The organism is Paenibacillus naphthalenovorans, from assembly GCF_001465255.1.
Classification (GTDB): Bacteria; Bacillota; Bacilli; order Paenibacillales; family NBRC-103111; genus Paenibacillus_G; species Paenibacillus_G naphthalenovorans.
The window spans coordinates 4,573,689-4,594,038 of the sequence record NZ_CP013652.1; the positions used below are offsets into that span (position 1 = coordinate 4,573,689).

Below are 20,350 nucleotides of genomic sequence, written 5' to 3' on the forward strand. Positions count from 1 at the left end.
AAGGAGACGTTCCTGATGGCAAGAGAGTTCTCCTTGAAAGATACGCGTAACATCGGGATCATGGCGCATATTGATGCCGGCAAGACCACCACGACGGAACGCATCCTGTTCTACACTGGCCGCGTGCACAAAATCGGTGAAGTTCACGAGGGTGCTGCTACGATGGACTGGATGGAGCAGGAGCAGGAGCGCGGAATCACCATTACTTCCGCTGCTACGACCGCTCAATGGAAAGGCCACCGCATCAATATTATCGACACCCCGGGACACGTTGACTTCACTGTAGAAGTTGAACGCTCCCTGCGCGTATTGGACGGAGCAGTAGGCGTATTCAGCGCCAAAGAAGGCGTTGAGCCGCAGTCGGAGACAGTTTGGAGACAAGCGGACCGTTATGGCGTTCCCCGGATCGCCTATGTCAATAAAATGGATATCATCGGTGCGGATTACCTGCAGGTTATCCAATCGATGCGCGATAAGCTTGGCGCGAACGCAGTTGCCATTCAGCTGCCGATTGGGGCTGAAAATGATTTCAAAGGCGTTATCGACCTTATCGAGCGTAAAGCTTATATCTACAAAGACGATCTGGGTAAAGAACCTGACCAGGTTGAAGTCCCTGCTGAATACAAGGATAAAGTGGAAGAGCTTCGTCTTGAGCTTGTAGAGAAGGTAGCGGAGCTTGACGAAGAACTGATGATGAAATATCTGGAAGGCGAAGAACTGACGGTCGAAGAAATTAAAGGGGCGCTCCGTAAAGGGGTTGTCGGCGTTAAAATCTTCCCGGTTGTCTGTGGATCGTCTTACCGGAATAAAGGCGTACAGTTAATGCTGGATGCCGTTATTGACTATCTCCCGTCTCCAATCGATGTGCCGAACATCAAAGGTACGCTCGAGGACGGATCGGAAGTCGTACGTAAATCTTCTGATGACGAACCGTTTGCCGCTCTGGCATTCAAAATCATGACAGACCCGTTTGTCGGCAAATTAACGTTCTTCCGTGTGTACTCAGGGGTTCTGAACTCCGGTTCTTACGTATTGAACGCGACAAAAGGCAAACGCGAACGGATCGGCCGTATTCTTCAGATGCATGCGAACAGCCGTCAGGAAATCAGCGAGGTTTATGCGGGTGACATTGCGGCTGCCGTAGGCTTGAAGGATACTGTGACCGGGGATACGCTGTGTGATGAGAAGCATCCGGTTATTCTGGAATCCATGAACTTCCCGGAACCGGTTATTCAGCTGGCTGTTGAACCGAAAACAAAAGCCGACCAAGACAAAATGGGTATTGCGCTGGCCAAATTGTCTGAAGAAGATCCGACTTTCCGTGCGCATACGGATGAAGAAACCGGCCAAACGATCATCTCCGGTATGGGTGAGCTTCACCTTGAGATTATCGTCGACCGCATGCTTCGCGAGTTCAAGGTAGAAACCAATGTGGGTAAACCGCAGGTTGCCTACCGCGAAACGTTCCGTCAACCGGCTAAGGTTGAAGGTAAATTCGTTCGCCAATCCGGCGGCCGTGGTCAATACGGACATTGTTGGGTTGAGTTCGAACCGCTGGAGCCGGGTACCGGATTCCAGTTTGAAAGCAAAATTGTCGGTGGTGCGATTCCTAAAGAATTCATCCCTCCGATTCAAGCCGGTATTGAAGAAGCTATGAAAAATGGTGTATACGCAGGCTTCCCTCTCGTGGATATCAAAGCAACTGTCGTTGACGGTTCTTACCACGATGTGGACTCCAGCGAAATGGCGTTTAAAATTGCTGGCTCCATGGCACTCAAAGCTGCCGGAGAAAAATGCCGTCCGGTATTGCTTGAGCCGATCATGAAGGTAGAGGTTACCGTGCCGGAAGAGTACATGGGCGACGTTATGGGCGACCTGAACTCCCGCCGCGGAAGAATCGAAGGTATGGATTCCCGCTTCGGCGCGCAAATTATCCGTGCCAAAGTGCCTCTTTCCGAAATGTTTGGTTACTCTACGACGCTGCGCTCCCGTACACAAGGCCGGGGTGTATACTCGATGGAAATTTCGCACTATGAAGAAGTGCCTAAGTCGATTGCCGAAGAAATCGTTGCAAAGAACAAAGGCGCTTAATATAATTACTATATTTAAGGAGGCTATTCACTCATGGCTAAAGCAAAATTTGAGCGTACAAAACCGCACGTTAATATTGGCACCATCGGTCACGTTGACCATGGTAAAACAACTCTGACTGCCGCAATCACTACCGTATTGTCCAAAAAATACGGCGGTGCCGCTGTAGCTTTCGATCAAATCGACAAAGCACCGGAAGAGCGCGAACGCGGTATCACGATTTCGACTGCACACGTTGAATACGAAACGCCTAACCGTCACTATGCACACGTTGACTGCCCAGGCCACGCTGACTATGTTAAAAACATGATCACGGGTGCTGCGCAAATGGACGGCGCGATCCTGGTTGTATCCGCAGCAGACGGTCCGATGCCGCAAACTCGCGAGCACATCCTGCTGTCCCGTCAGGTAGGCGTACCTTACATCGTGGTATTCCTGAACAAATGTGACATGGTTGAAGACGAAGAGCTTCTTGAACTGGTTGAAATGGAAGTTCGCGACCTGCTGAACGAATACGAGTTCCCAGGCGACGAAACTCCAATCATCCGCGGCGCTGCTCGTGAAGCCCTGCAAAACCCAGACGGTCCTTGGGCTGACAAAATCATTGAGCTGTTCGAGCAAATCGACAACTACATCCCTACGCCTGAGCGCGACACTGATAAACCTTTCTTGATGCCGGTAGAGGACGTGTTCACGATCACTGGTCGTGGTACTGTTGCTACAGGCCGTGTAGAGCGTGGTGTGGTTAAAGTCGGTGACGAGGTTGAAATCATCGGTTTGGCTGAAGAAACTCGCAAATCCGTTGTTACGGGCGTAGAAATGTTCCGTAAGCTTCTGGATTCCGCACAAGCTGGTGACAACATCGGTGCACTGCTTCGCGGTGTAGACCGTAAAGACATCGAGCGTGGACAAGTTTTGGCAAAGCCGGGTTCCGTTAAACCGCACACGAACTTCACCGCTCAAATCTACGTTCTGACGAAAGAAGAAGGTGGACGTCACAAACCTTTCTTCAGCGGTTACCGTCCGCAGTTCTACTTCCGTACAACGGACGTAACAGGTATCATCAACCTGCCGGAAGGTTCCGAGATGGTTATGCCTGGTGACAACATCACTGTTACCGTAGAACTGATCTCGCCGATCGCTATCGAAGAAGGAACTCGCTTTGCGATCCGTGAAGGCGGCCGTACAGTTGGTGCCGGCGCCGTTGCAACCATCAGCAAGTAATTTCGGTGATCCGAATCCTATAGATTTACGTACTGTTCCGAAGCAAGACCAAAGCAATTTGTACTGTTCCGAAGCAACCCTTCATCTATATAGATGAAGGGTTTTAATTTTTTAGGCATCCGCAGCATTTTTTTCTTGCTTTTCATAATGAAATTTAATATAATAGTGAACGTTGGTCTGTGACGTTGCGATGATGTGAGAGGTTGCTGACACGCCCGGCCCCTTTGCCATAGGGACGGCGTCAGGAGATTTTCACGGAGTATGTCCGATACTAAATTGGGCGAAAGAAGGAGGGAATACTATGGCAAAGCAAAAGATTCGTATTCGTTTGAAGGCGTATGATCACAGAATTCTGGATCAATCTGCCGAAAAAATCGTGGACACTGCAAAACGTTCCGGTGCAGGGGTATCTGGTCCGATTCCGCTTCCTACCGAGAAGCAAATCATCACGATTCTTCGTGCGGTTCACAAGTACAAAGATTCTCGTGAACAGTTCGAGATGCGTACACATAAACGTTTGATCGATATCGTCAATCCGACGCCGCAAACGGTTGATGCATTGATGCGTTTGGATCTGCCGTCCGGTGTGGACATCGAAATCAAACTGTAATATATACACTGTGGTTATAAAACAACAGGCTAAAGAGGAAAAGAGGTGTCAACGATGACTAAAGGTATCTTAGGTAAAAAGATTGGGATGACTCAAGTATTTACTCCTGAAGGATTGGTTGTTCCGGTTACCGTTATTGAAGCAGGTCCTTGCACGGTGCTGCAAAAGAAGGACGTAGAGAACGACGGTTACGAAGCCATCCAAATCGGTTTTGCCGACAAGAAAGAAAAGAATGCGAACAAACCTGAGTTGGGCCACGCGAAAAAAGCCGGCACAACACCTAAGCGCTACGTGAAAGAAATTCGCAATGTACAGATCTCTGAGTATGAAGTTGGCCAGGAGATCAAGGCTGACATCTTCGCAGAAGGCGAATTCGTTGACGTAACGGGTACATCTAAAGGAAAAGGATTCCAAGGCGTTATCAAAAGACATAACCAATCCAGAGGTCCGATGGCGCACGGCTCGCGTTATCATCGCGGTCCGGGTTCGATGGGCTCGATCCAGGCTAACCGTGTTCCAAAAGGTAAAAACCTTCCGGGTCACATGGGTACAGAGACGGTTACCATTCAAAAGCTTGAAGTGGTTAAAGTCGATGCGGAACGGAATGTACTTCTAGTTAAAGGCTCCATTCCAGGTCCTAAAAACAGCTATGTTACCGTGAAATCTTCAGTGAAGAAGTAAGAAAGCGGGAAAGGAGGATAACAAATGCCAAAAGTAGCAGTGTATAACGTTAGTGGTTCTCAAGTAGGCGAAGTGGAACTGGCCGACAGCGTGTTCGGAATCGAGCCGCACGTTCATGTATTGAACGAAGCGGTATTGATGCAGCGGGCATCCCTTCGTGCCGGAACTCATAAAACTAAAGGTCGCTCCGAAGTGCGCGGCGGCGGTCGCAAACCTTGGAAGCAAAAAGGTACAGGTCGTGCGCGTCAAGGCAGCATCCGCTCTCCACAATGGAAAGGCGGCGGTACCGTATTCGGACCGACACCACGCAGCTATGCTTACAAGCTGCCTAAGAAAGTTCGCCGTTTGGCGATTAAATCCGCGTTGTCTTCCAAGGTGAAGGCGAGCGAAATTATCGTGCTGGATCAATTGCAACTGGCTCAGCCGAAAACGAAAGAATTTGTATCCATTTTGAATAACCTTAAAGTAGATCGTAAGGCTTTGGTTGTGACGGCTGCATATGACGAGAACGTAGCATTGTCCGCACGCAACATTCCTGGAGTTAAATTTGTGGCTGCCGAAGGAATCAACGTGCTTGATGTTATGGTCTATGACAAGCTGATCATTACGAAGGATGCGGTGCAAAAGGTAGAGGAGGTGTTTGCGTAATGAAGAACCCTCACGATATTATTAAAAGCCCGATCATTACTGAACGTTCCAGCGAAATGATGGCGGATAAGAAATATGTATTCGAAGTGGATCTCCGTTCGAATAAAACGGAAATCAAGCAAGCGATCGAACAAATTTTCAAAGTGAAAGTTGCGAATGTCAATACGCTCAGAGTACCGGCGAAGCCAAAGCGCTACGGCCGCTATTCCGGATATACGTCCGAATGGAAAAAAGCGATCGTGACACTCAGCGCAGACAGCAAAGAGCTGGAATTCTTTGAATCGGTATAAGATGAATTCTTGAAGTAAGGAGGGAACCCACGTGCCTATCAAAAAATATAAACCAACGTCTCCTGCAAGACGTGCGATGTCGGTTTCTACATTTGAAGAAATCACAACATCGACTCCGGAGAAGTCGCTTTTGGCTCCTTTGAGCAAAAAAGCGGGACGCAACAACCAAGGTAAAATTACGGTTCGTCACCAAGGCGGCGGACATAAGCGTAAATACCGTATTATCGACTTTAAACGGAACAAAGATGGAATACCCGGTAACGTTGCTACAATCGAGTATGATCCGAACCGTTCCGCTAACATTGCATTGATTCATTATGTGGATGGCGAGAAGCGTTATATCCTCGCTCCGAAAGGCCTTAAAGTAGGCGATCAAATCGTATCCGGTCCGACAGCGGACATCAAGATCGGCAATGCATTGCCGATGGAGAACATCCCTGTAGGTACGGTGATTCACAATATCGAATTGAAGCCCGGAAAAGGCGGCCAACTGGTTCGCGCAGCCGGTACGGAAGCGCAGCTGCTTGGTAAAGAGGATCAATACGTTATTGTTCGTTTGTCCAGTGGTGAAATGAGAAGAATTTTGAAAGTGTGCCGCGCAACGGTAGGTTCCGTAGGTAACGAAGATCACGAGCTCGTGAAAATCGGTAAAGCCGGACGTTCCCGTTGGTTGGGTAAAAGACCGGAAGTTCGCGGTTCCGTTATGAACCCGAATGATCACCCGCACGGTGGTGGTGAAGGTCGTTCCCCGATCGGCCGCAAATCCCCGATGTCTCCTTGGGGCAAGCCGACACTCGGATATAAAACACGGAAGAAGAACAAAGCTTCCAATCAATATATTATTCGTCGCCGCACGAAATAATTCGGTTTTTCAGTTCGGTTAAAGAAGGGAGGAATGAAGCATGGGTCGCAGTTTGAAAAAAGGTCCATTTGTTGACGGTTATCTTTTGAAGAAAGTGGAAGCAATGAATGGTGAGGGTGTTAAAAAGCAAGTAATCAAAACTTGGTCCCGCCGTTCCACAATTTTCCCGCAATTCATCGGCCACACCTTTGCTGTATATGACGGCAGAAAGCATGTGCCGGTATATGTGACGGAAGATATGGTCGGACATAAGCTTGGTGAATTTGCTCCAACCCGTACTTACAAAGGTCACGCGGGTGACGATAAGAAGACGGGCAAGCGCTAATAGATGAACGTGAATTCGATTGAGTTGTGAATGAGAGGAGGTACTTCCATGCAACAAGCTAAAGCCATTGCAAGATATGTTCGTGTTGCTCCCCGCAAAGTTCAATTGGTTGTCGACTTGATCCGCGGCAAGAAAGTAGGCGAAGCGATCGCTATTTTGCGTCATACGCCAAAGTCCGCTTCCCCGATCGTGGAGAAGCTGTTGAACTCGGCTATTGCCAATGCGGAGCACAACTACTCTTTGGACGTAAACAACCTGGTGGTTGAGCAGGCTTATGTGAACCAGGGACCAACTTTGAAAAGATTCCGTCCTCGCGCTATGGGTCGTGCGAGCCGCATCAATAAACGTACCAGCCACATTACAGTAGTGGTATCTGAGAAATAAGGAGGGATAACGTGTGGGTCAAAAAGTAAACCCGGTAGGACTTAGAATTGGTATTATTCGCGACTGGGAATCCAAGTGGTATGCTGGAAAAGATTTCGGCGATCTGCTTATGGAGGACGTAAAAATCCGCGAATATTTGAAAACAAAACTGAAAGATTCCGCTGTTTCCCGTATTGAAATCGAACGTGCGGCAAACCGCGTGAACGTAACCATTCATACAGCTAAGCCTGGCATGGTTATCGGTAAAGGCGGATCGGAAGTCGAGGTTATCCGCGGCTACCTGTCCAAGCTGACTAACGGCAAGAAAGTTCATATTAACATTTCGGAAGTTAAAAATTCGGATCTGGATGCGATTCTTGTAGCTGAAAGCATTGCACAACAACTGGAGCGCCGCGTATCGTTCCGTCGTGCATTGAAACAAGCGATTCAAAGATCGATGAGAGCCGGAGCCAAAGGTATTAAAACATCGGTTAGCGGTCGTTTAGGCGGAGCGGAAATCGCCAGAACCGAAGGATATAGCGAGGGTACAGTTCCTCTTCATACATTGCGTGCGGATATCGATTATGGTACGGCGGAAGCTCACACCACTTACGGTCGGATCGGCGTAAAAGTATGGGTCTATCGCGGCGAGGTTCTTCCAACGGCTAAGAAAAAGGCTGCTACGGAAGGAGGCAACTAATCATGTTAATTCCTAAACGTGTAAAACACCGCAAAGAGCACCGCGGGAAAATGCGCGGCCGTGCAAAAGGCGGAACGGAAGTTCATTTTGGTGAATATGGTTTGCAGGCGTTGGAACCGGCTTGGGTAACCAACCGTCAAATCGAGGCTGCACGTATTGCCATGACCCGTTACATTAGACGGGGCGGTAAGGTTTGGATCAAAATCTTCCCTGCCAAACCAATCACTCAAAAGCCGCTTGAAGTCCGGATGGGTAGCGGTAAAGGTAACGTAGAAAAATGGGTTGCTGTCGTTAAACCGGGTAAGGTTCTGTTTGAACTTGCCGGCGTAAGCGAAGAAGTCGCTCGTGAAGCTATGCGTCTCGCCTCTCACAAGCTGCCAATCAAGACGAAGTTTGTGAAAAGAGAAGAACTGGGTGGTGAAGCAAATGAAAGCTAGTGAATTTCGCAACTTAACCACTGCTGAGATCGAACAAAAAATTTCCGGATTTAAAGAGCAGCTCTTTAACCTCCGTTTTCAACTAGCTACAGGTCAACTGGAAAATCCCGTACAAATTCAAAAAGTCCGCAAAGATATTGCTCGGGCAAAGACGGTTTTGCGTGAAAGAGAATTGGGAATCACTAGTTAATGAATGAGAGAGGAGGATTTTAACATGGCTGAACGCAACGAGCGTAAAACGCAGCAGGGTAAAGTCGTCAGCGACAAAATGGACAAAACCATCGTTGTCGCCGTTGAAACTTATAAGAAGCACGACCTTTACCACAAGCGCATCAAATACACGAAGAAGTTCAAAGCTCATGACGAAAACAATGAAGCCAAAATCGGCGATATTGTTGAAATCATGGAAACCCGTCCGCTCTCCAAAGACAAACGCTGGAGATTGGTCAAAGTGGTCGAAAAAGCGGTTATCGTTTAATATAAGCATTCGGCATCAATTCCGGAAGGAGGGAATTACACAATGATTCAACCATTTACACGATTGAAAGTAGCTGACAATTCTGGTGCAAAATCGCTGATGTGTATCCGCGTGTTGGGTGGTACCGGTCGTCGTACCGCTAACATCGGTGATCTGATCGTTTGCTCTGTGAAAGAAGCAACACCAGGGGGCGTTGTCAAAAAAGGTGATGTGGTTAAAGCTGTAGTTGTACGTACGAGACGCGGTGCGCGCCGTAAGGACGGATCCTACATCAGCTTTGACGAGAATGCAGCGGTTATCGTAAAAGAAGACAAGAGCCCGCGTGGTACTCGTATCTTTGGACCGGTAGCTCGTGAACTTCGTGACAGAGACTTCATGAAAATCGTATCTCTGGCTCCAGAAGTTATCTAATTGTCGTTCATTGACATTCAATTCGGATGCTTACGAAGTGGTTTTCTAACGAAAGCCTAAGCAGACGCTTACGAGGAAGGCATTCTTCCGAATGCCCTTAGGAGGTGGAAACATAATGCCAAAACAACCGAAGAAACTCGAGTCCCATAACAACAAACTTCATGTCAAAAAAGAAGACAAAGTGTTCGTTATTAGCGGTAAAGATAAAGGAAAAACGGGTCGCGTGATCGCTGCTTATCCTCGCGAGAACCGCGTGTTGGTCGAAGGTGTAAACTTGATCAAGAAGCATGCCAAGCCATCCCAACAAAACCCGCAAGGCGGCATCCTTACACAGGAAGCTCCTATTCACGTATCCAACGTGATGCTGGTCGATCCAAAAACAGGCGAGCCTACACGTGTTGGCTACAAAGTGCTTGATAACGGCAAAAAAGTTCGCGTTGCGAAAAAATCCGGCGAGATTATCGATTAATATCTGGTAAGAAAGGAGGCACTCGGATTCATGGCTGCAAGATTGAAGGATCGTTTTCTGAACGAAATTACTCCTGCTCTGATGCAAAAATTTAATTACACCACGGTGATGCAGGTTCCTAAAATTGAGAAAGTAGTTATCAATATGGGCGTTGGCGAGGCGGTTTCCAACTCTAAAGTGCTCGATACTGCTGTACAAGATCTGCAATTGATCTCCGGTCAAAAGCCGGTGATCACAAAAGCGAAAAAATCAATCGCAGGCTTTAAACTGCGTGAAAATATGCCGATCGGCGTGAAAGTAACATTGCGCGGCGAGCGTATGTACCACTTCTTGGACAAATTGTTTAACGTTGCTCTTCCGCGCGTGCGCGACTTCCGCGGCGTATCTACCAAAGCATTTGACGGCCGCGGCAACTATACGCTCGGATTGAAAGAACAGTTGATTTTCCCGGAAATTGAATACGACAAAGTAGACAAGGTCCGCGGCATGGATATCGTCATTGTAACAACAGCTAAAACGGATGAAGAGTCCCGTGAATTGTTAACACAATTAGGCATGCCGTTTTCCAAATAATCAGGACAGGCACCCGAGTGCCGGATCCCAACGGAAACCCCAGGAGGTGTAAACTGAAGTGGCAAAAACTTCGATGAAGGTCAAACAGCAGCGTCCTCCTAAATTTAAGGTGCAGGCCTATACGCGCTGCGAACGCTGCGGTCGTCCGCATTCCGTGCTTCGGAAATTTAAAATTTGCCGGATTTGCTTCCGCGAATTGGCATACAAAGGCCAGATTCCTGGCGTGAAGAAAGCAAGCTGGTAAAACTCATAGTTTCGGGAAGGAGGTTTCAACACATGGTTATGTCCGATCCAATTGCAGATATGCTTACACGCATTCGCAACGCTAACGTCGTTCGTCATGAGACTGTGGAAATTCCGGCTTCGAAGATCAAAAGAGAAATTGCTGAGATCCTCAAGAAGGAAGGCTTCATTCGTGACGCTGAATATATCGAAGACAACAAGCAAGGTATTATCCGCGTATTCTTGAAATACGGCCCTAACAACGAGCGCGTTATCACTGGTCTGAAAAGAATCAGCAAGCCAGGCCTGCGCGTTTATGCGAAGAGCCAAGAGGTGCCTCGCGTACTGGGCGGCTTGGGTATCGCCATCCTGTCCACATCCAAAGGTGTGATGACGGACAAGGAAGCTCGTCAATCCAAAGCCGGCGGAGAAGTTATCTGCTACGTTTGGTAATTAAGATTTTGAATGAATGGAGGTGCAGAACATGTCCCGTATTGGTCGCAAACCAATCACGATCCCAAGCGGAGTAAACGTGACTATTGATAACACATTGATTACGGTAAAAGGACCTAAAGGCACTTTGAGCCGTGAACTGCATAGAGATATGAAGATCAACGTTGAGGGCAATGTCATTACAGTAGAGCGCCCTTCAGATAATAAATTGCACCGTTCTCTCCATGGTACGACGCGCAGTGTTGTGCAAAACATGGTGAGCGGAGTAACGGACGGATTTGCTAAAAGTCTCGAGTTGGTTGGCGTAGGATACCGTGCGAACAAATCCGGCAACAAGCTGGTGTTGAACGTAGGTTACTCGCACCCGGTAGAAATCGAGCCGGAAAACGGCATCGAATTCGAAGTTCCTTCGAATACGAAAGTCATCGTTAAAGGAATCGATAAAGAGCTGGTAGGTGCAACTGCCGCTAAAGTCCGTTCTGTTCGTGAGCCTGAGCCGTATAAAGGTAAAGGTATCAAGTACGAAGGCGAACGTATTCTTCGTAAAGAAGGTAAAGCCGGTAAGAAGAAATAAGGCCGCGTAATGGACACTGCGTGCTAATGTTTCTGATCCAACTCGAAAGGAGTGACACAAGAATGATTACCAAAGTCGATAAAAATAAAGCGCGTTTGAAAAGACATCTTCGCGTGCGCAAGAAAATTCAAGGAACGGCTGAGCGTCCTCGTCTCAACATTTTCCGTTCCTCCAAGCATATGTATGCCCAATTGATCGACGACGTTAAAGGCGTTACACTTGCCTCCGCTTCCACGCAAGACAAGGAGCTCAGAGAGGGCATCCGTAACGGCGGCAACATCGAAGCGGCTACGAAGGTTGGAGCATTGATCGCTGAACGCGCCAAAAAAGTCGGTGTCGATAAAGTGGTTTTCGACCGCGGCGGATATTTGTATCACGGTCGTGTCAAAGCACTTGCAGACGCTGCTCGTGAAGCAGGTCTTGAATTCTAATCTAAATTTACACATAAGGAGGTAAAGGACTTGCGTATTGATCCCAATACTTTAGAGCTGACTGAAAAAGTCGTTCATATTAACCGCGTTGCTAAAGTAGTAAAAGGCGGTCGCCGCTTCAGCTTCAGCGCACTCGTGGTTGTAGGCGACGGCAAAGGTTGGGTAGGCGCTGGAATCGGTAAAGCTTCCGAGGTACCTGACGCGATCCGTAAAGGTATTGAAGATGCAAAGAAAAACCTGATTCACGTTCCTATCGTCGGAACTACAATTCCTCATCTGGTGACCGGACACTTCGGCGCAGGTAAAGTTCTGCTTAAACCTGCTTCCAAAGGTACAGGAGTGATCGCGGGCGGCCCGGTTCGTGCCGTGCTCGAACTGGCTGGCGTAGGCGACATTTTGACGAAGTCCCTCGGATCTTCGAACTCCATTAACATGGTCAACGCTACCTTGGAAGGTTTGGGTCGTCTGAAGCGTGCGGAAGACGTGGCTAAGCTTCGCGGTAAAACCGTTGAAGAACTCTTAGGTTAGGAGGGATACCATGGCTAAGCAATTGCAAATCACCCTCAAGCGCAGCCTGATCGGTCGTCCTGAGACTCAGCGTCGTACAGTTACGGCACTTGGGCTCCGCAAGCTGAATCAAACTGTAACCCAAGCAGACAATGCCGCGATTCGCGGAATGGTAAACCAAGTCAATCACTTGGTGGAAGTTAAAGAAATCGAAGCTTAATAGACTACCATATAGCTAGAGGAGGTGCGAACGATGAAATTGCATGAGCTTACTTCTGCTCCTGGTTCACGCAGTTCCCGCAAGCGCGTAGGACGCGGTGTGGGCAGCGGTATGGGAAAAACGGCAACTCGTGGTCATAAAGGTCAAAATGCGCGTTCCGGCGGCGGTGTTCGTCCAGGATTTGAGGGCGGTCAAAATCCGCTTTATCGTCGCTTGCCAAAACGTGGATTCAACAACTATTTCCGTAAGGAATTTGCTGTTGTCAACGTTGAGGATTTGAACAAATTCGCAGCGGGTACGGAAGTTACTCCGGAGACTTTACTTGAATCCGGCATCGTGAAAAATCCAAGAGACGGTATCAAAATCCTGGGTAACGGTGAAATCACGGTTAAATTGAACGTTAAGGCCAACAAATTCTCCCAATCTGCGGTAGAAAAAATTCAGGCTGCAGGCGGTCAAACCGAGGTGATTTAATGTTTCGTACCATATCCAATATTATGAAAGTAGAGGATCTGCGCAAACGTATCATCTTCACCTTACTTGTGCTGATCGTCTACAGGATTGGTGCTTTTATTCCGGTACCTAACATCAACACGGACATTCTGAAGCTCCAAGACCAAGCCAGCCAAGGCGGCGTGTTCGGGTTGCTTAATACTTTTTCCGGCGGCGCTCTGTTCCAATTCTCCATCTTTGCGATGGGGATTATGCCTTATATCACGGCATCGATTATTGTGCAGCTGCTCTCTATGGATGTCATTCCCAGATTTGCACAATGGGCGAAAGAAGGAGAAGCAGGCCGAAAAAAGTTAGGGCAGATTACCCGTTACGGGACCATCGTGCTGGGCATCATTCAAGCGTTCGGACTTGCGATCGGTTTTAATCGTCTGTACACCGGACTGGTTATCAATCCGACATTTGCGACCTATGCTTTGATTGCTATCGTTCTCACGGCGGGCACTGCTTTTCTGATGTGGTTAGGGGAACAAATCACCGAGAATGGCATTGGAAATGGTATTTCCATTATCATCTTTGCAGGCATCGTAGCTGCCATTCCGACAAGTATACAGCAAATTTATCAAACGCAATTTGTTGATGCCGGCGGGGCGCTCTTCCTTAACTTAGTGAAACTCGTGATTATTGCGCTCGTGGTCATTGCATTGATTGCCGGTGTGATTTTCGTCCAGCAGGGCGTGCGTAAAATCCCTGTACAATATGCTAAGCGAGTGGTCGGGCGCAAAATGTTCGGAGGCCAATCGACGCATATTCCGCTCAAAGTTAACGCGGCGGGTGTCATTCCGGTTATCTTCGCGCTTTCGCTTTTGGTGTTTCCTCCGACAATTGCAAGCTTCTGGAGAGGCAATCCGGTTGCCGATTGGATTATCACGAATATGAGTTATACACATCCGCTTGGGATGGTGTTGTATGTTTTACTGATCATCGGATTCACTTACTTCTACACCTTTGTACAGATTAACCCAGTACAAATGGCGGACCAGATGAAGAAGAACGGCGGCTATATCCCGGGAATTCGACCAGGCAAAACGACATCGGCTTACCTGACGCGGGTAATGACAAGAATCACTTTGTCCGGGGCGCTTTTCCTGGCTGCCATTTCCATTCTTCCAATCATCTTTGGTGCATTGGCCGACTTGCCTCAATCCGTGCAGATTGGCGGCACATCCTTGCTGATCGTCGTCGGTGTAGGATTGGAAACGATGAAGCAAATCGAAAGCCAGTTAATCAAACGCCATTACAAAGGTTTCATTAACAAATAGTGAATAGGTACTGATAGCTGTTTTTCAAAGCTATCGGCACCTATTGTGCTGTTAGCATCAAATGATGCGAGTAGGGGAGGAAATCGTGATGAACATCATCTTTATGGGGCCTCCTGGTGCAGGTAAAGGTACCCAGGCGGAACGAATCGTTGACGAGTTTCAGATCCCGCATATTTCAACCGGTGATGCATTCAGGCTGGCGATGAAGCAGGAGACGCCGCTCGGGGTTGAAGCGAAGAAATATGTTGACCAGGGTTTGCTTGTCCCGGATGAAATTACGATCGGGATTGTTCGTGAAAGACTTGGGCAGCCTGACTGCAGTAAAGGATTTTTGCTTGACGGTTTTCCCCGGACCATCTCTCAAGCGGAGGCGCTGGATGGTATCGCGATATCGCTGGGTAAAAGTATCGAGCATGTGATTAACCTGAAAGTGGACCGGGATTTATTGCTTGCCCGTCTGACGGGTCGTAGAATTTGTAAATCTTGTGGAGCTACGTATCATATCTTGTTTAACCCTCCTGCACGTGAAAATGTTTGCGACAAATGTTCAGGTGAATTGTATCAACGTTCGGATGACAACGAAGAAAAAGTAGGGACTCGTTTGGACGAGTATATCAATAAAACCGCTCCGCTTTTGGAGTACTATCGTAACAAGGGAATATTGCGTGAGGTTAACGGTGAGCAAGAGATAAATACGGTTACTGCACAAATCAGTTCACTATTGCGAGGGCAAGCGTAATGATCATTTGTAAATCTGAAGCTGAATTGGAATTGATGCGGGAGGCTGGGCGGATTGTTGCGGAAACTCACCTGCTGCTTCAAAAACACATTCAGCCCGATATTACAACCAAAGAGCTCGATCAAATCGCTGAGGATTATATCCGAAGTCAGGGCGCAATTCCGTCTTTTAAAGGTTACAATGGTTTTTCCGGAAGTATCTGTGCTTCAGTCAACGATGAATTGGTTCACGGCATACCCGGCAAAAGAAAGCTGAAGAATGGCGATATTATTAGTATCGACATCGGTGCGCAGTATAAGGGCTACCATGGAGATTCCGCTTGGACTTACGGTGTCGGGACGATCTCCGACACGGCAAGGAAGCTTCTGGAGGTGACCGAAAGGTCGCTCTACGCAGGAATTGCCGAAGCCAAACCGGATGTCCGGCTGTACACGATATCTAACGCTATTCAGAGGTGCATTGAGAGTGAAGGTTTTTCGGTTGTCCGGGAGTATGTAGGACATGGGATTGGTACCGAGCTTCACGAGGAGCCTCAAATTCCGAACTACGGCCCGGCCGGTCACGGCCCGCGGCTAAAGCCCGGTATGGTGCTTGCGATCGAACCAATGGTCAATGTAGGGGAACGATATGTTCGAACCTTGGAAGACAATTGGACGGTCGTCACGGTGGATGGCACACTGTGCGCTCATTTCGAGCATACCATAGCGATTACGGCAGACGGTTACGAAATTTTGACGCTTCTCGGTAAGTAGGCTTTACCATGGAACCATCGAATATGCCTGTCATCGGACAAATCGTAAGGGTGAATCGGGGGCGTGATTCCGGGAAGTACGCCGTCATTATCGGCGTCGTAGACCAACGATACGTGTGGATTGCGGACGGCGGAAAACGGAAATTCGATGAACCCAAGAAGAAAAATATCATTCATCTTGATCTCCTGCCGGCGGTCAGTTCGGAAGTAGCTGATAGTCTGCGTGAGACCGGACGTGTCACGAATGGCAAATTACGTTTTGCACTCTACAGCTATGTGGACAATTTATCTGAAGAAGCGCTAGAGAAAGGAGAATGACTGTGGCCAAAGAAGATGTAATTGAAGTTGAAGGTACAGTGATTGAACCTCTTCCGAATGCAATGTTTAAAGTGGAACTGGAGAACGGTCATAAGATACTTGCTCATGTATCCGGGAAAATAAGAATGCACTTTATCCGGATCCTGCCTGGTGATAAAGTGACGGTCGAACTCTCGCCTTATGATTTGACCAGAGGCCGTATAACCTATCGTTTTAAATAAATGTAATCTTACGAAGTAAGTTTTTCTCTTGAAAAACGCTGCTTATGCTTACGAAGAAAGTTTTTCTAACGAAAAACTCTTAGGAGGTAACCACCATGAAGGTTAGACCATCGGTCAAGCCGATTTGCGAAAAATGCAAAGTCATTCGCCGCAAAGGGAACGTTATGGTAATCTGTGAAAATCCGAAGCACAAACAAAAACAAGGTTAAGGAGGTGCAGGTATAAATGGCACGTATTGCTGGTGTAGACTTACCTCGTGACAAACGGGTAATCATCGCTTTGACTTACATTTTCGGTATCGGTAACACTACCGCTCAGAAGATTGTTGCTCAAACTGGTATTAATCCCGACACTCGCGTTCGCGATCTAACGGAGGATGAAGTAAGCAAAATCCGTGATGTGATCGACAAAACGTTGAAAGTGGAAGGCGACCTGCGTCGTGAAATCGCATTGAACATTAAGCGTCTCATCGAGATCGGCTGCTATCGTGGCGTTCGTCATCGCCGCGGCTTGCCTGTTCGCGGTCAACGGACGAAAACAAACGCTCGTACGCGTAAAGGACCTCGTCGTACTGTAGCTAATAAGAAAAAATAGTAAAGGAGGTAACGCATAAATGGCTAAACCAAAAAAAGTTGTTCGTACCAAACGTCGTGACCGGAAAAATATCGACTCCGGAGTGGCACATATCCGCTCCACGTTTAACAATACGATTGTCACTATTACTGACCCGCACGGAAACGCGATTTCTTGGGCTAGTGCCGGTAATCTTGGCTTTAAAGGCTCGCGTAAAAGCACTCCGTTTGCCGCTCAAATGGCTGCCGAGTCCGCTGCGAAGGCTGCTATGGAGCATGGGATGAAAGCCGTTGAGGTTATGGTTAAAGGACCAGGCGCAGGCCGTGAAGCTGCGATTCGTTCCCTTCAAGCCGCAGGGCTCGAAGTTAACCTGATCAAAGACGTAACTCCGATTCCTCATAACGGTTGCCGTCCTCCAAAACGCCGTCGTGTCTAATTCAGGATTGCTAAGTACAAGTGGTATATTTATCCAAAAGGTGAGAATACTATTTGGATAGGCATACTGCACGTCTTATACGTCTTAAGTTATCCAGAGGGAAACGACGTTTGAAGGAGGGTTAACCAATGATCGAAATCGAAAAGCCGAAAATAGAAACCGTACATTCGAGCGAAGACGGCACCTACGGGAAGTTTGTAGTTGAGCCTTTGGAAAGAGGCTACGGGACTACGCTGGGCAACTCTCTTCGCAGAATCCTGCTTTCGTCTTTACCGGGTGCGGCCGTATCATCCGTGCAAATCGACGGCGTTCTGCATGAGTTCTCCACGATTCCAGGTGTTGTGGAAGATGTTACGGAGATCATCCTTAACCTGAAGGGGCTATCGTTAAAGATTCATTCTGACGAGGAGAAGGTTCTTGAGATCGATGCCGAAGGTGAAGGTACTGTTGTGGCTGGCGATATTCGCGGCGATAGCGATGTGGAAATTCTGAATCCGGATTTGCACATTGCTACGCTTGCCTCCGACGCCCGGCTTCATATGAGAATTCATGCGAACCGCGGCCGGGGATACGTACCGGCGGATAAGAACAAGCGCGAGGACCAACTGATCGGCGTGATTCCGATTGATTCGATCTATACTCCGATCACCCGTGTCAATTACAGCGTGGAAAATACCCGCGTCGGTCAAGTCACCAACTATGATAAGCTAACCCTCGAAGTCTGGACCGATGGAAGTATCAGACCCGAAGAAGCCGTGAGCTTGGGCGCAAAAATTTTGACGGAGCATCTGATGCTCTTTGTCGGATTGACCGATGAAGCCAAAGATGCCGAGATTATGGTAGAGAAGGAAGAGGACAAGAAAGAGAAGGTTCTCGAGATGACTATCGAGGAACTGGACCTTTCTGTGCGCTCTTACAACTGCCTGAAGCGTGCGGGTATAAATACGGTGCAGGAATTGATCACGAAAACGGAAGAAGATATGATGAAGGTTCGTAACTTGGGTCGTAAATCGTTGGAGGAAGTTCAGGAGAAGCTGGAAGAGCTTGGTCTTGGACTCCGTATGGAAGATTAATTCTCAAGCAAGCGAACGGTATTAATTCAACAGAAGGAGGTTGCACACATGGCATACCAAAAGTTGGGTCGTGACTCCAGTGCGCGTAAAGCTTTGTTTCGTGACCTGGTAACCGACTTATTCATACATGAACGTATTCAAACGACGGAAGCGAAAGCGAAAGAACTTCGTTCGATCGCAGAGAAGCTGATCACTTTGGCCAAGCGCGGAGATCTGCATGCGCGTCGTCAAGTAGCTGCTTTCGTTCGCCGTGAAGCAGCGAACGACAATCAAGATGCCATTCAGAAGCTTTTCTCCGATTTGGCTCCTCGCTACGCAGAACGTCAAGGTGGGTATACCCGCATTTTGAAGCTGGGACCTCGCCGCGGCGATGCAGCACCGATGGTTTACTTGGAACTTGTAGACCGGGCTTAAGAGAAAAAAGGATGGGAAAGGGTGGACGGGATCTTAGGATTCTGATGAAACCCTTTTTTTTGTAGTCAGGTAACGGTGAACGGAAATACGCACGGGAGGCTTGGCCGTGAGGAACATTTGCATGACCGTCAGCTATGACGGTACCGCGTACAATGGATTTCAAACGCAGCCGGGGAAAAATACGGTTCAGGACCAGCTTGAGCATGCATTGCTGCGATTGACAGGCGAGGAACTGAAAATTATCGCATCAGGCCGGACGGATGCAGGGGTTCATGCAAAGGGTCAAGTCATTAATTTCCATACTCATTCCCGCATACCCGTTGAACGCTTTTGCCTTGCGATGAATTCATGGCTTCCGCGGGATATCCTTGTATGGGATGCAAAGCAGGTAGAGGATGGGTTTCACGCCAGGAAATCGGCAAAGCGAAAGACATATCGATATACGATACGCTGCGGCAAATATATCGATATATTCAGGAGTCACTTTGAGGTACATCATCCGGCCCCCCTCTGTGTCGAATCGATGCGTGACGGCTTAAAGCAGTTGATAGGGGAACATGATTTTACTTCTTTTTGTTCAACTAAAACGGTGGCTCAAAGCCATGTCAGGACGATTTATGATGCCTGGATCGAATGTGAGCCGATGGATACGGAGCTGCAGTCATTCGCTATGCATATCTATTTGACCGGTAATGGTTTTTTGTACAACATGGTACGAATTATCGTAGGAACGCTCATCGATATCGGAGAAGGCAAACGGTCAAGCTCTGAGATTCGAAGCATTCTGGAGGCCAAAGATCGTTCATTGGCAGGACCCACTGCAATGCCGCACGGTTTGATGTTATGGAAAGTTTTTTATGGTGAAGAGCCATTGCGGCCTTGATTACTGCAGCTAAATGTAGTAGAATATCTAATGGTGTTTCTTGACTGGCTAACCCACGGCCCCGGGTCATGCAAACGACCATCCGACTATTAAACCTATGAACATTAAAACGAATGTGATGAAGATAGATTTAGGAGGAACATTTCATGCGTACCACATATATGGCGAAGCCAAATGAAGTTGAACGCAAATGGTACATCATCGACGCTACGGACAAGACGCTTGGACGTCTGGCCAGCGAAGCGGCAAGTATCCTGCGCGGCAAGCATAAGCCTCAATTCACTCCGCATGTTGACACCGGCGATTTCGTCATTATCATCAATGCAGAGAAAATCAACCTGACAGGTAAGAAACTGCAAAATAAAAAGTACTACCGTCACTCCTTGTATCCAGGCGGTTTGAAAGTAACCACCGCTGGAGATATGCTGAAGAACAAACCGGAGCGTATGCTGGAATTGGCAATTCACGGTATGCTTCCGAAGAATCGTTTGGGCAACCGTATTAAGCTGAAGCTTAAAGTATATGCCGGTTCGGAGCATCCGCATCAAGCACAACAACCTGAAGTTTGGGAACTTCGCGGTTAATAAAGGGAGGACTG

The 20,350-nt window shown here is 48.0% G+C and carries 35 protein-coding genes; all 35 read left to right on the plus strand.

What is annotated here, in order from left to right; all coding sequences use genetic code 11:
- Positions 1–15 precede the first annotated feature (15 nt).
- Positions 16–2,091 (plus strand): elongation factor G, encoded by a 2,076-nt coding sequence (fusA, locus tag IJ22_RS22440; protein WP_054818709.1) that lies wholly within the window; start codon positions 16–18, stop codon positions 2,089–2,091.
- A gap of 33 nt (positions 2,092–2,124) precedes the next feature.
- On the plus strand, positions 2,125–3,315 hold the full coding sequence (gene tuf / locus IJ22_RS22445; RefSeq protein ID WP_054818710.1) for an elongation factor Tu: 1,191 nt from the start codon (positions 2,125–2,127) through the stop codon (positions 3,313–3,315).
- 301 nt (positions 3,316–3,616) lie between these two features.
- Positions 3,617–3,925: a 30S ribosomal protein S10 gene (gene rpsJ, locus IJ22_RS22450; protein WP_062410373.1), complete on the plus strand. Its 309-nt coding sequence runs from the start codon at positions 3,617–3,619 to the stop codon at positions 3,923–3,925.
- Between the two features lie 54 nt (positions 3,926–3,979).
- Positions 3,980–4,606 carry a 50S ribosomal protein L3 gene (rplC, locus tag IJ22_RS22455; protein ID WP_054818711.1) on the plus strand — a complete coding sequence of 209 codons (627 nt, stop codon included), beginning with the start codon at positions 3,980–3,982 and terminating at the stop codon, positions 4,604–4,606.
- 24 nt (positions 4,607–4,630) lie between these two features.
- Positions 4,631–5,254, plus strand: coding sequence for a 50S ribosomal protein L4 (rplD, locus tag IJ22_RS22460; protein WP_054818712.1), 624 nt, complete (start codon positions 4,631–4,633; stop codon positions 5,252–5,254).
- Entirely contained in the window at positions 5,254–5,544 is a 291-nt protein-coding gene (gene rplW / locus IJ22_RS22465; protein WP_054818713.1) for a 50S ribosomal protein L23, read from the plus strand. The genes rplD and rplW overlap by 1 nt, the downstream gene beginning before the upstream one ends.
- 31 nt (positions 5,545–5,575) lie before the next feature.
- Positions 5,576–6,406, plus strand: coding sequence for a 50S ribosomal protein L2 (gene rplB / locus IJ22_RS22470; protein ID WP_062410374.1), 831 nt, complete (start codon positions 5,576–5,578; stop codon positions 6,404–6,406).
- 40 nt (positions 6,407–6,446) lie between these two features.
- Entirely contained in the window at positions 6,447–6,731 is a 285-nt protein-coding gene (gene rpsS, locus IJ22_RS22475; protein ID WP_054818715.1) for a 30S ribosomal protein S19, read from the plus strand.
- Between the two features lie 48 nt (positions 6,732–6,779).
- Positions 6,780–7,115 carry a 50S ribosomal protein L22 gene (gene rplV, locus IJ22_RS22480; RefSeq protein ID WP_054818716.1) on the plus strand — a complete coding sequence of 112 codons (336 nt, stop codon included), beginning with the start codon at positions 6,780–6,782 and terminating at the stop codon, positions 7,113–7,115.
- Between the two features lie 13 nt (positions 7,116–7,128).
- Complete coding sequence (rpsC, locus tag IJ22_RS22485) at positions 7,129–7,794, plus strand: 30S ribosomal protein S3 (RefSeq protein ID WP_054818717.1); 666 nt, start codon at positions 7,129–7,131, stop codon at positions 7,792–7,794.
- Positions 7,795–7,796: 2 nt separating this feature from the next.
- Complete coding sequence (gene rplP, locus IJ22_RS22490) at positions 7,797–8,231, plus strand: 50S ribosomal protein L16 (protein WP_062410375.1); 435 nt, start codon at positions 7,797–7,799, stop codon at positions 8,229–8,231.
- Complete coding sequence (gene rpmC, locus IJ22_RS22495; RefSeq protein WP_062410376.1) at positions 8,221–8,421, plus strand: 50S ribosomal protein L29; 201 nt, start codon at positions 8,221–8,223, stop codon at positions 8,419–8,421. Before rplP ends, rpmC begins: the two co-directional genes overlap by 11 nt.
- Positions 8,422–8,445: 24 nt before the next feature.
- A complete protein-coding gene (rpsQ, locus tag IJ22_RS22500; RefSeq protein ID WP_054818719.1) occupies positions 8,446–8,709 on the plus strand; it encodes a 30S ribosomal protein S17 in 264 nt (87 codons plus the stop codon).
- A 42-nt stretch (positions 8,710–8,751) separates the two neighbouring features.
- A complete protein-coding gene (gene rplN / locus IJ22_RS22505) occupies positions 8,752–9,120 on the plus strand; it encodes a 50S ribosomal protein L14 (protein WP_054818720.1) in 369 nt (122 codons plus the stop codon).
- Positions 9,121–9,235: 115 nt separating this feature from the next.
- On the plus strand, positions 9,236–9,589 hold the full coding sequence (gene rplX, locus IJ22_RS22510; RefSeq protein ID WP_062410377.1) for a 50S ribosomal protein L24: 354 nt from the start codon (positions 9,236–9,238) through the stop codon (positions 9,587–9,589).
- 30 nt (positions 9,590–9,619) lie between these two features.
- Entirely contained in the window at positions 9,620–10,162 is a 543-nt protein-coding gene (rplE, locus tag IJ22_RS22515) for a 50S ribosomal protein L5 (RefSeq protein WP_054818721.1), read from the plus strand.
- Between the two features lie 58 nt (positions 10,163–10,220).
- A complete protein-coding gene (locus IJ22_RS22520) occupies positions 10,221–10,406 on the plus strand; it encodes a type Z 30S ribosomal protein S14 (RefSeq protein WP_026326663.1) in 186 nt (61 codons plus the stop codon).
- Positions 10,407–10,438: 32 nt separating this feature from the next.
- On the plus strand, positions 10,439–10,837 hold the full coding sequence (gene rpsH / locus IJ22_RS22525; RefSeq protein WP_054818722.1) for a 30S ribosomal protein S8: 399 nt from the start codon (positions 10,439–10,441) through the stop codon (positions 10,835–10,837).
- 31 nt (positions 10,838–10,868) lie between these two features.
- Positions 10,869–11,411 carry a 50S ribosomal protein L6 gene (gene rplF / locus IJ22_RS22530; RefSeq protein WP_054818723.1) on the plus strand — a complete coding sequence of 181 codons (543 nt, stop codon included), beginning with the start codon at positions 10,869–10,871 and terminating at the stop codon, positions 11,409–11,411.
- A 62-nt stretch (positions 11,412–11,473) separates the two neighbouring features.
- Positions 11,474–11,842, plus strand: coding sequence for a 50S ribosomal protein L18 (rplR, locus tag IJ22_RS22535; RefSeq protein WP_062410378.1), 369 nt, complete (start codon positions 11,474–11,476; stop codon positions 11,840–11,842).
- A gap of 30 nt (positions 11,843–11,872) precedes the next feature.
- Positions 11,873–12,370 (plus strand): 30S ribosomal protein S5, encoded by a 498-nt coding sequence (gene rpsE / locus IJ22_RS22540; RefSeq protein ID WP_054818725.1) that lies wholly within the window; start codon positions 11,873–11,875, stop codon positions 12,368–12,370.
- Positions 12,371–12,380: 10 nt separating this feature from the next.
- The gene (gene rpmD, locus IJ22_RS22545; RefSeq protein ID WP_054818726.1) at positions 12,381–12,569 is read left to right on the plus strand and encodes a 50S ribosomal protein L30; all 189 of its coding nucleotides are present in this window, start codon (positions 12,381–12,383) and stop codon (positions 12,567–12,569) included.
- Positions 12,570–12,602: 33 nt separating this feature from the next.
- Positions 12,603–13,043: a 50S ribosomal protein L15 gene (gene rplO, locus IJ22_RS22550; protein ID WP_054818727.1), complete on the plus strand. Its 441-nt coding sequence runs from the start codon at positions 12,603–12,605 to the stop codon at positions 13,041–13,043.
- Positions 13,043–14,344: a preprotein translocase subunit SecY gene (gene secY / locus IJ22_RS22555; RefSeq protein WP_054818728.1), complete on the plus strand. Its 1,302-nt coding sequence runs from the start codon at positions 13,043–13,045 to the stop codon at positions 14,342–14,344. Before rplO ends, secY begins: the two co-directional genes overlap by 1 nt.
- A gap of 88 nt (positions 14,345–14,432) precedes the next feature.
- Positions 14,433–15,083: an adenylate kinase gene (locus IJ22_RS22560; RefSeq protein ID WP_062410379.1), complete on the plus strand. Its 651-nt coding sequence runs from the start codon at positions 14,433–14,435 to the stop codon at positions 15,081–15,083.
- Positions 15,083–15,835 (plus strand): type I methionyl aminopeptidase, encoded by a 753-nt coding sequence (map, locus tag IJ22_RS22565; RefSeq protein WP_062410380.1) that lies wholly within the window; start codon positions 15,083–15,085, stop codon positions 15,833–15,835. The genes IJ22_RS22560 and map overlap by 1 nt, the downstream gene beginning before the upstream one ends.
- 8 nt (positions 15,836–15,843) lie before the next feature.
- The gene (locus tag IJ22_RS22570) at positions 15,844–16,152 is read left to right on the plus strand and encodes a KOW domain-containing RNA-binding protein (protein ID WP_054818730.1); all 309 of its coding nucleotides are present in this window, start codon (positions 15,844–15,846) and stop codon (positions 16,150–16,152) included.
- Positions 16,153–16,154: 2 nt separating this feature from the next.
- Positions 16,155–16,373 carry a translation initiation factor IF-1 gene (infA, locus tag IJ22_RS22575; protein WP_009676800.1) on the plus strand — a complete coding sequence of 73 codons (219 nt, stop codon included), beginning with the start codon at positions 16,155–16,157 and terminating at the stop codon, positions 16,371–16,373.
- 95 nt (positions 16,374–16,468) lie between these two features.
- On the plus strand, positions 16,469–16,582 hold the full coding sequence (rpmJ, locus tag IJ22_RS22580; protein WP_003333770.1) for a 50S ribosomal protein L36: 114 nt from the start codon (positions 16,469–16,471) through the stop codon (positions 16,580–16,582).
- A 16-nt stretch (positions 16,583–16,598) separates the two neighbouring features.
- On the plus strand, positions 16,599–16,967 hold the full coding sequence (gene rpsM / locus IJ22_RS22585; RefSeq protein WP_062410381.1) for a 30S ribosomal protein S13: 369 nt from the start codon (positions 16,599–16,601) through the stop codon (positions 16,965–16,967).
- A gap of 19 nt (positions 16,968–16,986) precedes the next feature.
- Complete coding sequence (rpsK, locus tag IJ22_RS22590; RefSeq protein WP_013921137.1) at positions 16,987–17,382, plus strand: 30S ribosomal protein S11; 396 nt, start codon at positions 16,987–16,989, stop codon at positions 17,380–17,382.
- 128 nt (positions 17,383–17,510) lie between these two features.
- A complete protein-coding gene (locus tag IJ22_RS22595) occupies positions 17,511–18,455 on the plus strand; it encodes a DNA-directed RNA polymerase subunit alpha (RefSeq protein WP_054818731.1) in 945 nt (314 codons plus the stop codon).
- A gap of 48 nt (positions 18,456–18,503) precedes the next feature.
- Positions 18,504–18,869, plus strand: coding sequence for a 50S ribosomal protein L17 (rplQ, locus tag IJ22_RS22600; RefSeq protein ID WP_054818732.1), 366 nt, complete (start codon positions 18,504–18,506; stop codon positions 18,867–18,869).
- Between the two features lie 106 nt (positions 18,870–18,975).
- Complete coding sequence (gene truA / locus IJ22_RS22605; protein ID WP_062410382.1) at positions 18,976–19,752, plus strand: tRNA pseudouridine(38-40) synthase TruA; 777 nt, start codon at positions 18,976–18,978, stop codon at positions 19,750–19,752.
- A 146-nt stretch (positions 19,753–19,898) separates the two neighbouring features.
- A complete protein-coding gene (rplM, locus tag IJ22_RS22610) occupies positions 19,899–20,336 on the plus strand; it encodes a 50S ribosomal protein L13 (protein ID WP_054818733.1) in 438 nt (145 codons plus the stop codon).
- The last annotated feature ends 14 nt before the right edge of the window (positions 20,337–20,350 follow it).

Bases quoted from the DNA above. Each gene is read 5' to 3' on its own strand.
- fusA (WP_054818709.1), top strand. From the start codon at position 16: ATGGCAAGAGAGTTCTCCTTGAAAGATACGCGTAACATCGGGATCATG.
- tuf (WP_054818710.1), top strand. From the start codon at position 2,125: ATGGCTAAAGCAAAATTTGAGCGTACAAAACCGCACGTTAATATTGGC.
- rpsJ (WP_062410373.1), top strand. From the start codon at position 3,617: ATGGCAAAGCAAAAGATTCGTATTCGTTTGAAGGCGTATGATCACAGA.
- rplC (WP_054818711.1), top strand. From the start codon at position 3,980: ATGACTAAAGGTATCTTAGGTAAAAAGATTGGGATGACTCAAGTATTT.
- rplD (WP_054818712.1), top strand. From the start codon at position 4,631: ATGCCAAAAGTAGCAGTGTATAACGTTAGTGGTTCTCAAGTAGGCGAA.
- rplW (WP_054818713.1), top strand. From the start codon at position 5,254: ATGAAGAACCCTCACGATATTATTAAAAGCCCGATCATTACTGAACGT.
- rpsS (WP_054818715.1), top strand. From the start codon at position 6,447: ATGGGTCGCAGTTTGAAAAAAGGTCCATTTGTTGACGGTTATCTTTTG.
- rplV (WP_054818716.1), top strand. From the start codon at position 6,780: ATGCAACAAGCTAAAGCCATTGCAAGATATGTTCGTGTTGCTCCCCGC.
- rplP (WP_062410375.1), top strand. From the start codon at position 7,797: ATGTTAATTCCTAAACGTGTAAAACACCGCAAAGAGCACCGCGGGAAA.
- rpmC (WP_062410376.1), top strand. From the start codon at position 8,221: ATGAAAGCTAGTGAATTTCGCAACTTAACCACTGCTGAGATCGAACAA.
- rpsQ (WP_054818719.1), top strand. From the start codon at position 8,446: ATGGCTGAACGCAACGAGCGTAAAACGCAGCAGGGTAAAGTCGTCAGC.
- rplN (WP_054818720.1), top strand. From the start codon at position 8,752: ATGATTCAACCATTTACACGATTGAAAGTAGCTGACAATTCTGGTGCA.
- rplX (WP_062410377.1), top strand. From the start codon at position 9,236: ATGCCAAAACAACCGAAGAAACTCGAGTCCCATAACAACAAACTTCAT.
- rplE (WP_054818721.1), top strand. From the start codon at position 9,620: ATGGCTGCAAGATTGAAGGATCGTTTTCTGAACGAAATTACTCCTGCT.
- rpsH (WP_054818722.1), top strand. From the start codon at position 10,439: ATGGTTATGTCCGATCCAATTGCAGATATGCTTACACGCATTCGCAAC.
- rplF (WP_054818723.1), top strand. From the start codon at position 10,869: ATGTCCCGTATTGGTCGCAAACCAATCACGATCCCAAGCGGAGTAAAC.
- rplR (WP_062410378.1), top strand. From the start codon at position 11,474: ATGATTACCAAAGTCGATAAAAATAAAGCGCGTTTGAAAAGACATCTT.
- rpmD (WP_054818726.1), top strand. From the start codon at position 12,381: ATGGCTAAGCAATTGCAAATCACCCTCAAGCGCAGCCTGATCGGTCGT.
- rplO (WP_054818727.1), top strand. From the start codon at position 12,603: ATGAAATTGCATGAGCTTACTTCTGCTCCTGGTTCACGCAGTTCCCGC.
- secY (WP_054818728.1), top strand. From the start codon at position 13,043: ATGTTTCGTACCATATCCAATATTATGAAAGTAGAGGATCTGCGCAAA.
- IJ22_RS22560 (WP_062410379.1), top strand. From the start codon at position 14,433: ATGAACATCATCTTTATGGGGCCTCCTGGTGCAGGTAAAGGTACCCAG.
- map (WP_062410380.1), top strand. From the start codon at position 15,083: ATGATCATTTGTAAATCTGAAGCTGAATTGGAATTGATGCGGGAGGCT.
- IJ22_RS22570 (WP_054818730.1), top strand. From the start codon at position 15,844: ATGGAACCATCGAATATGCCTGTCATCGGACAAATCGTAAGGGTGAAT.
- rpmJ (WP_003333770.1), top strand. From the start codon at position 16,469: ATGAAGGTTAGACCATCGGTCAAGCCGATTTGCGAAAAATGCAAAGTC.
- rpsM (WP_062410381.1), top strand. From the start codon at position 16,599: ATGGCACGTATTGCTGGTGTAGACTTACCTCGTGACAAACGGGTAATC.
- rpsK (WP_013921137.1), top strand. From the start codon at position 16,987: ATGGCTAAACCAAAAAAAGTTGTTCGTACCAAACGTCGTGACCGGAAA.
- IJ22_RS22595 (WP_054818731.1), top strand. From the start codon at position 17,511: ATGATCGAAATCGAAAAGCCGAAAATAGAAACCGTACATTCGAGCGAA.
- rplQ (WP_054818732.1), top strand. From the start codon at position 18,504: ATGGCATACCAAAAGTTGGGTCGTGACTCCAGTGCGCGTAAAGCTTTG.
- rplM (WP_054818733.1), top strand. From the start codon at position 19,899: ATGCGTACCACATATATGGCGAAGCCAAATGAAGTTGAACGCAAATGG.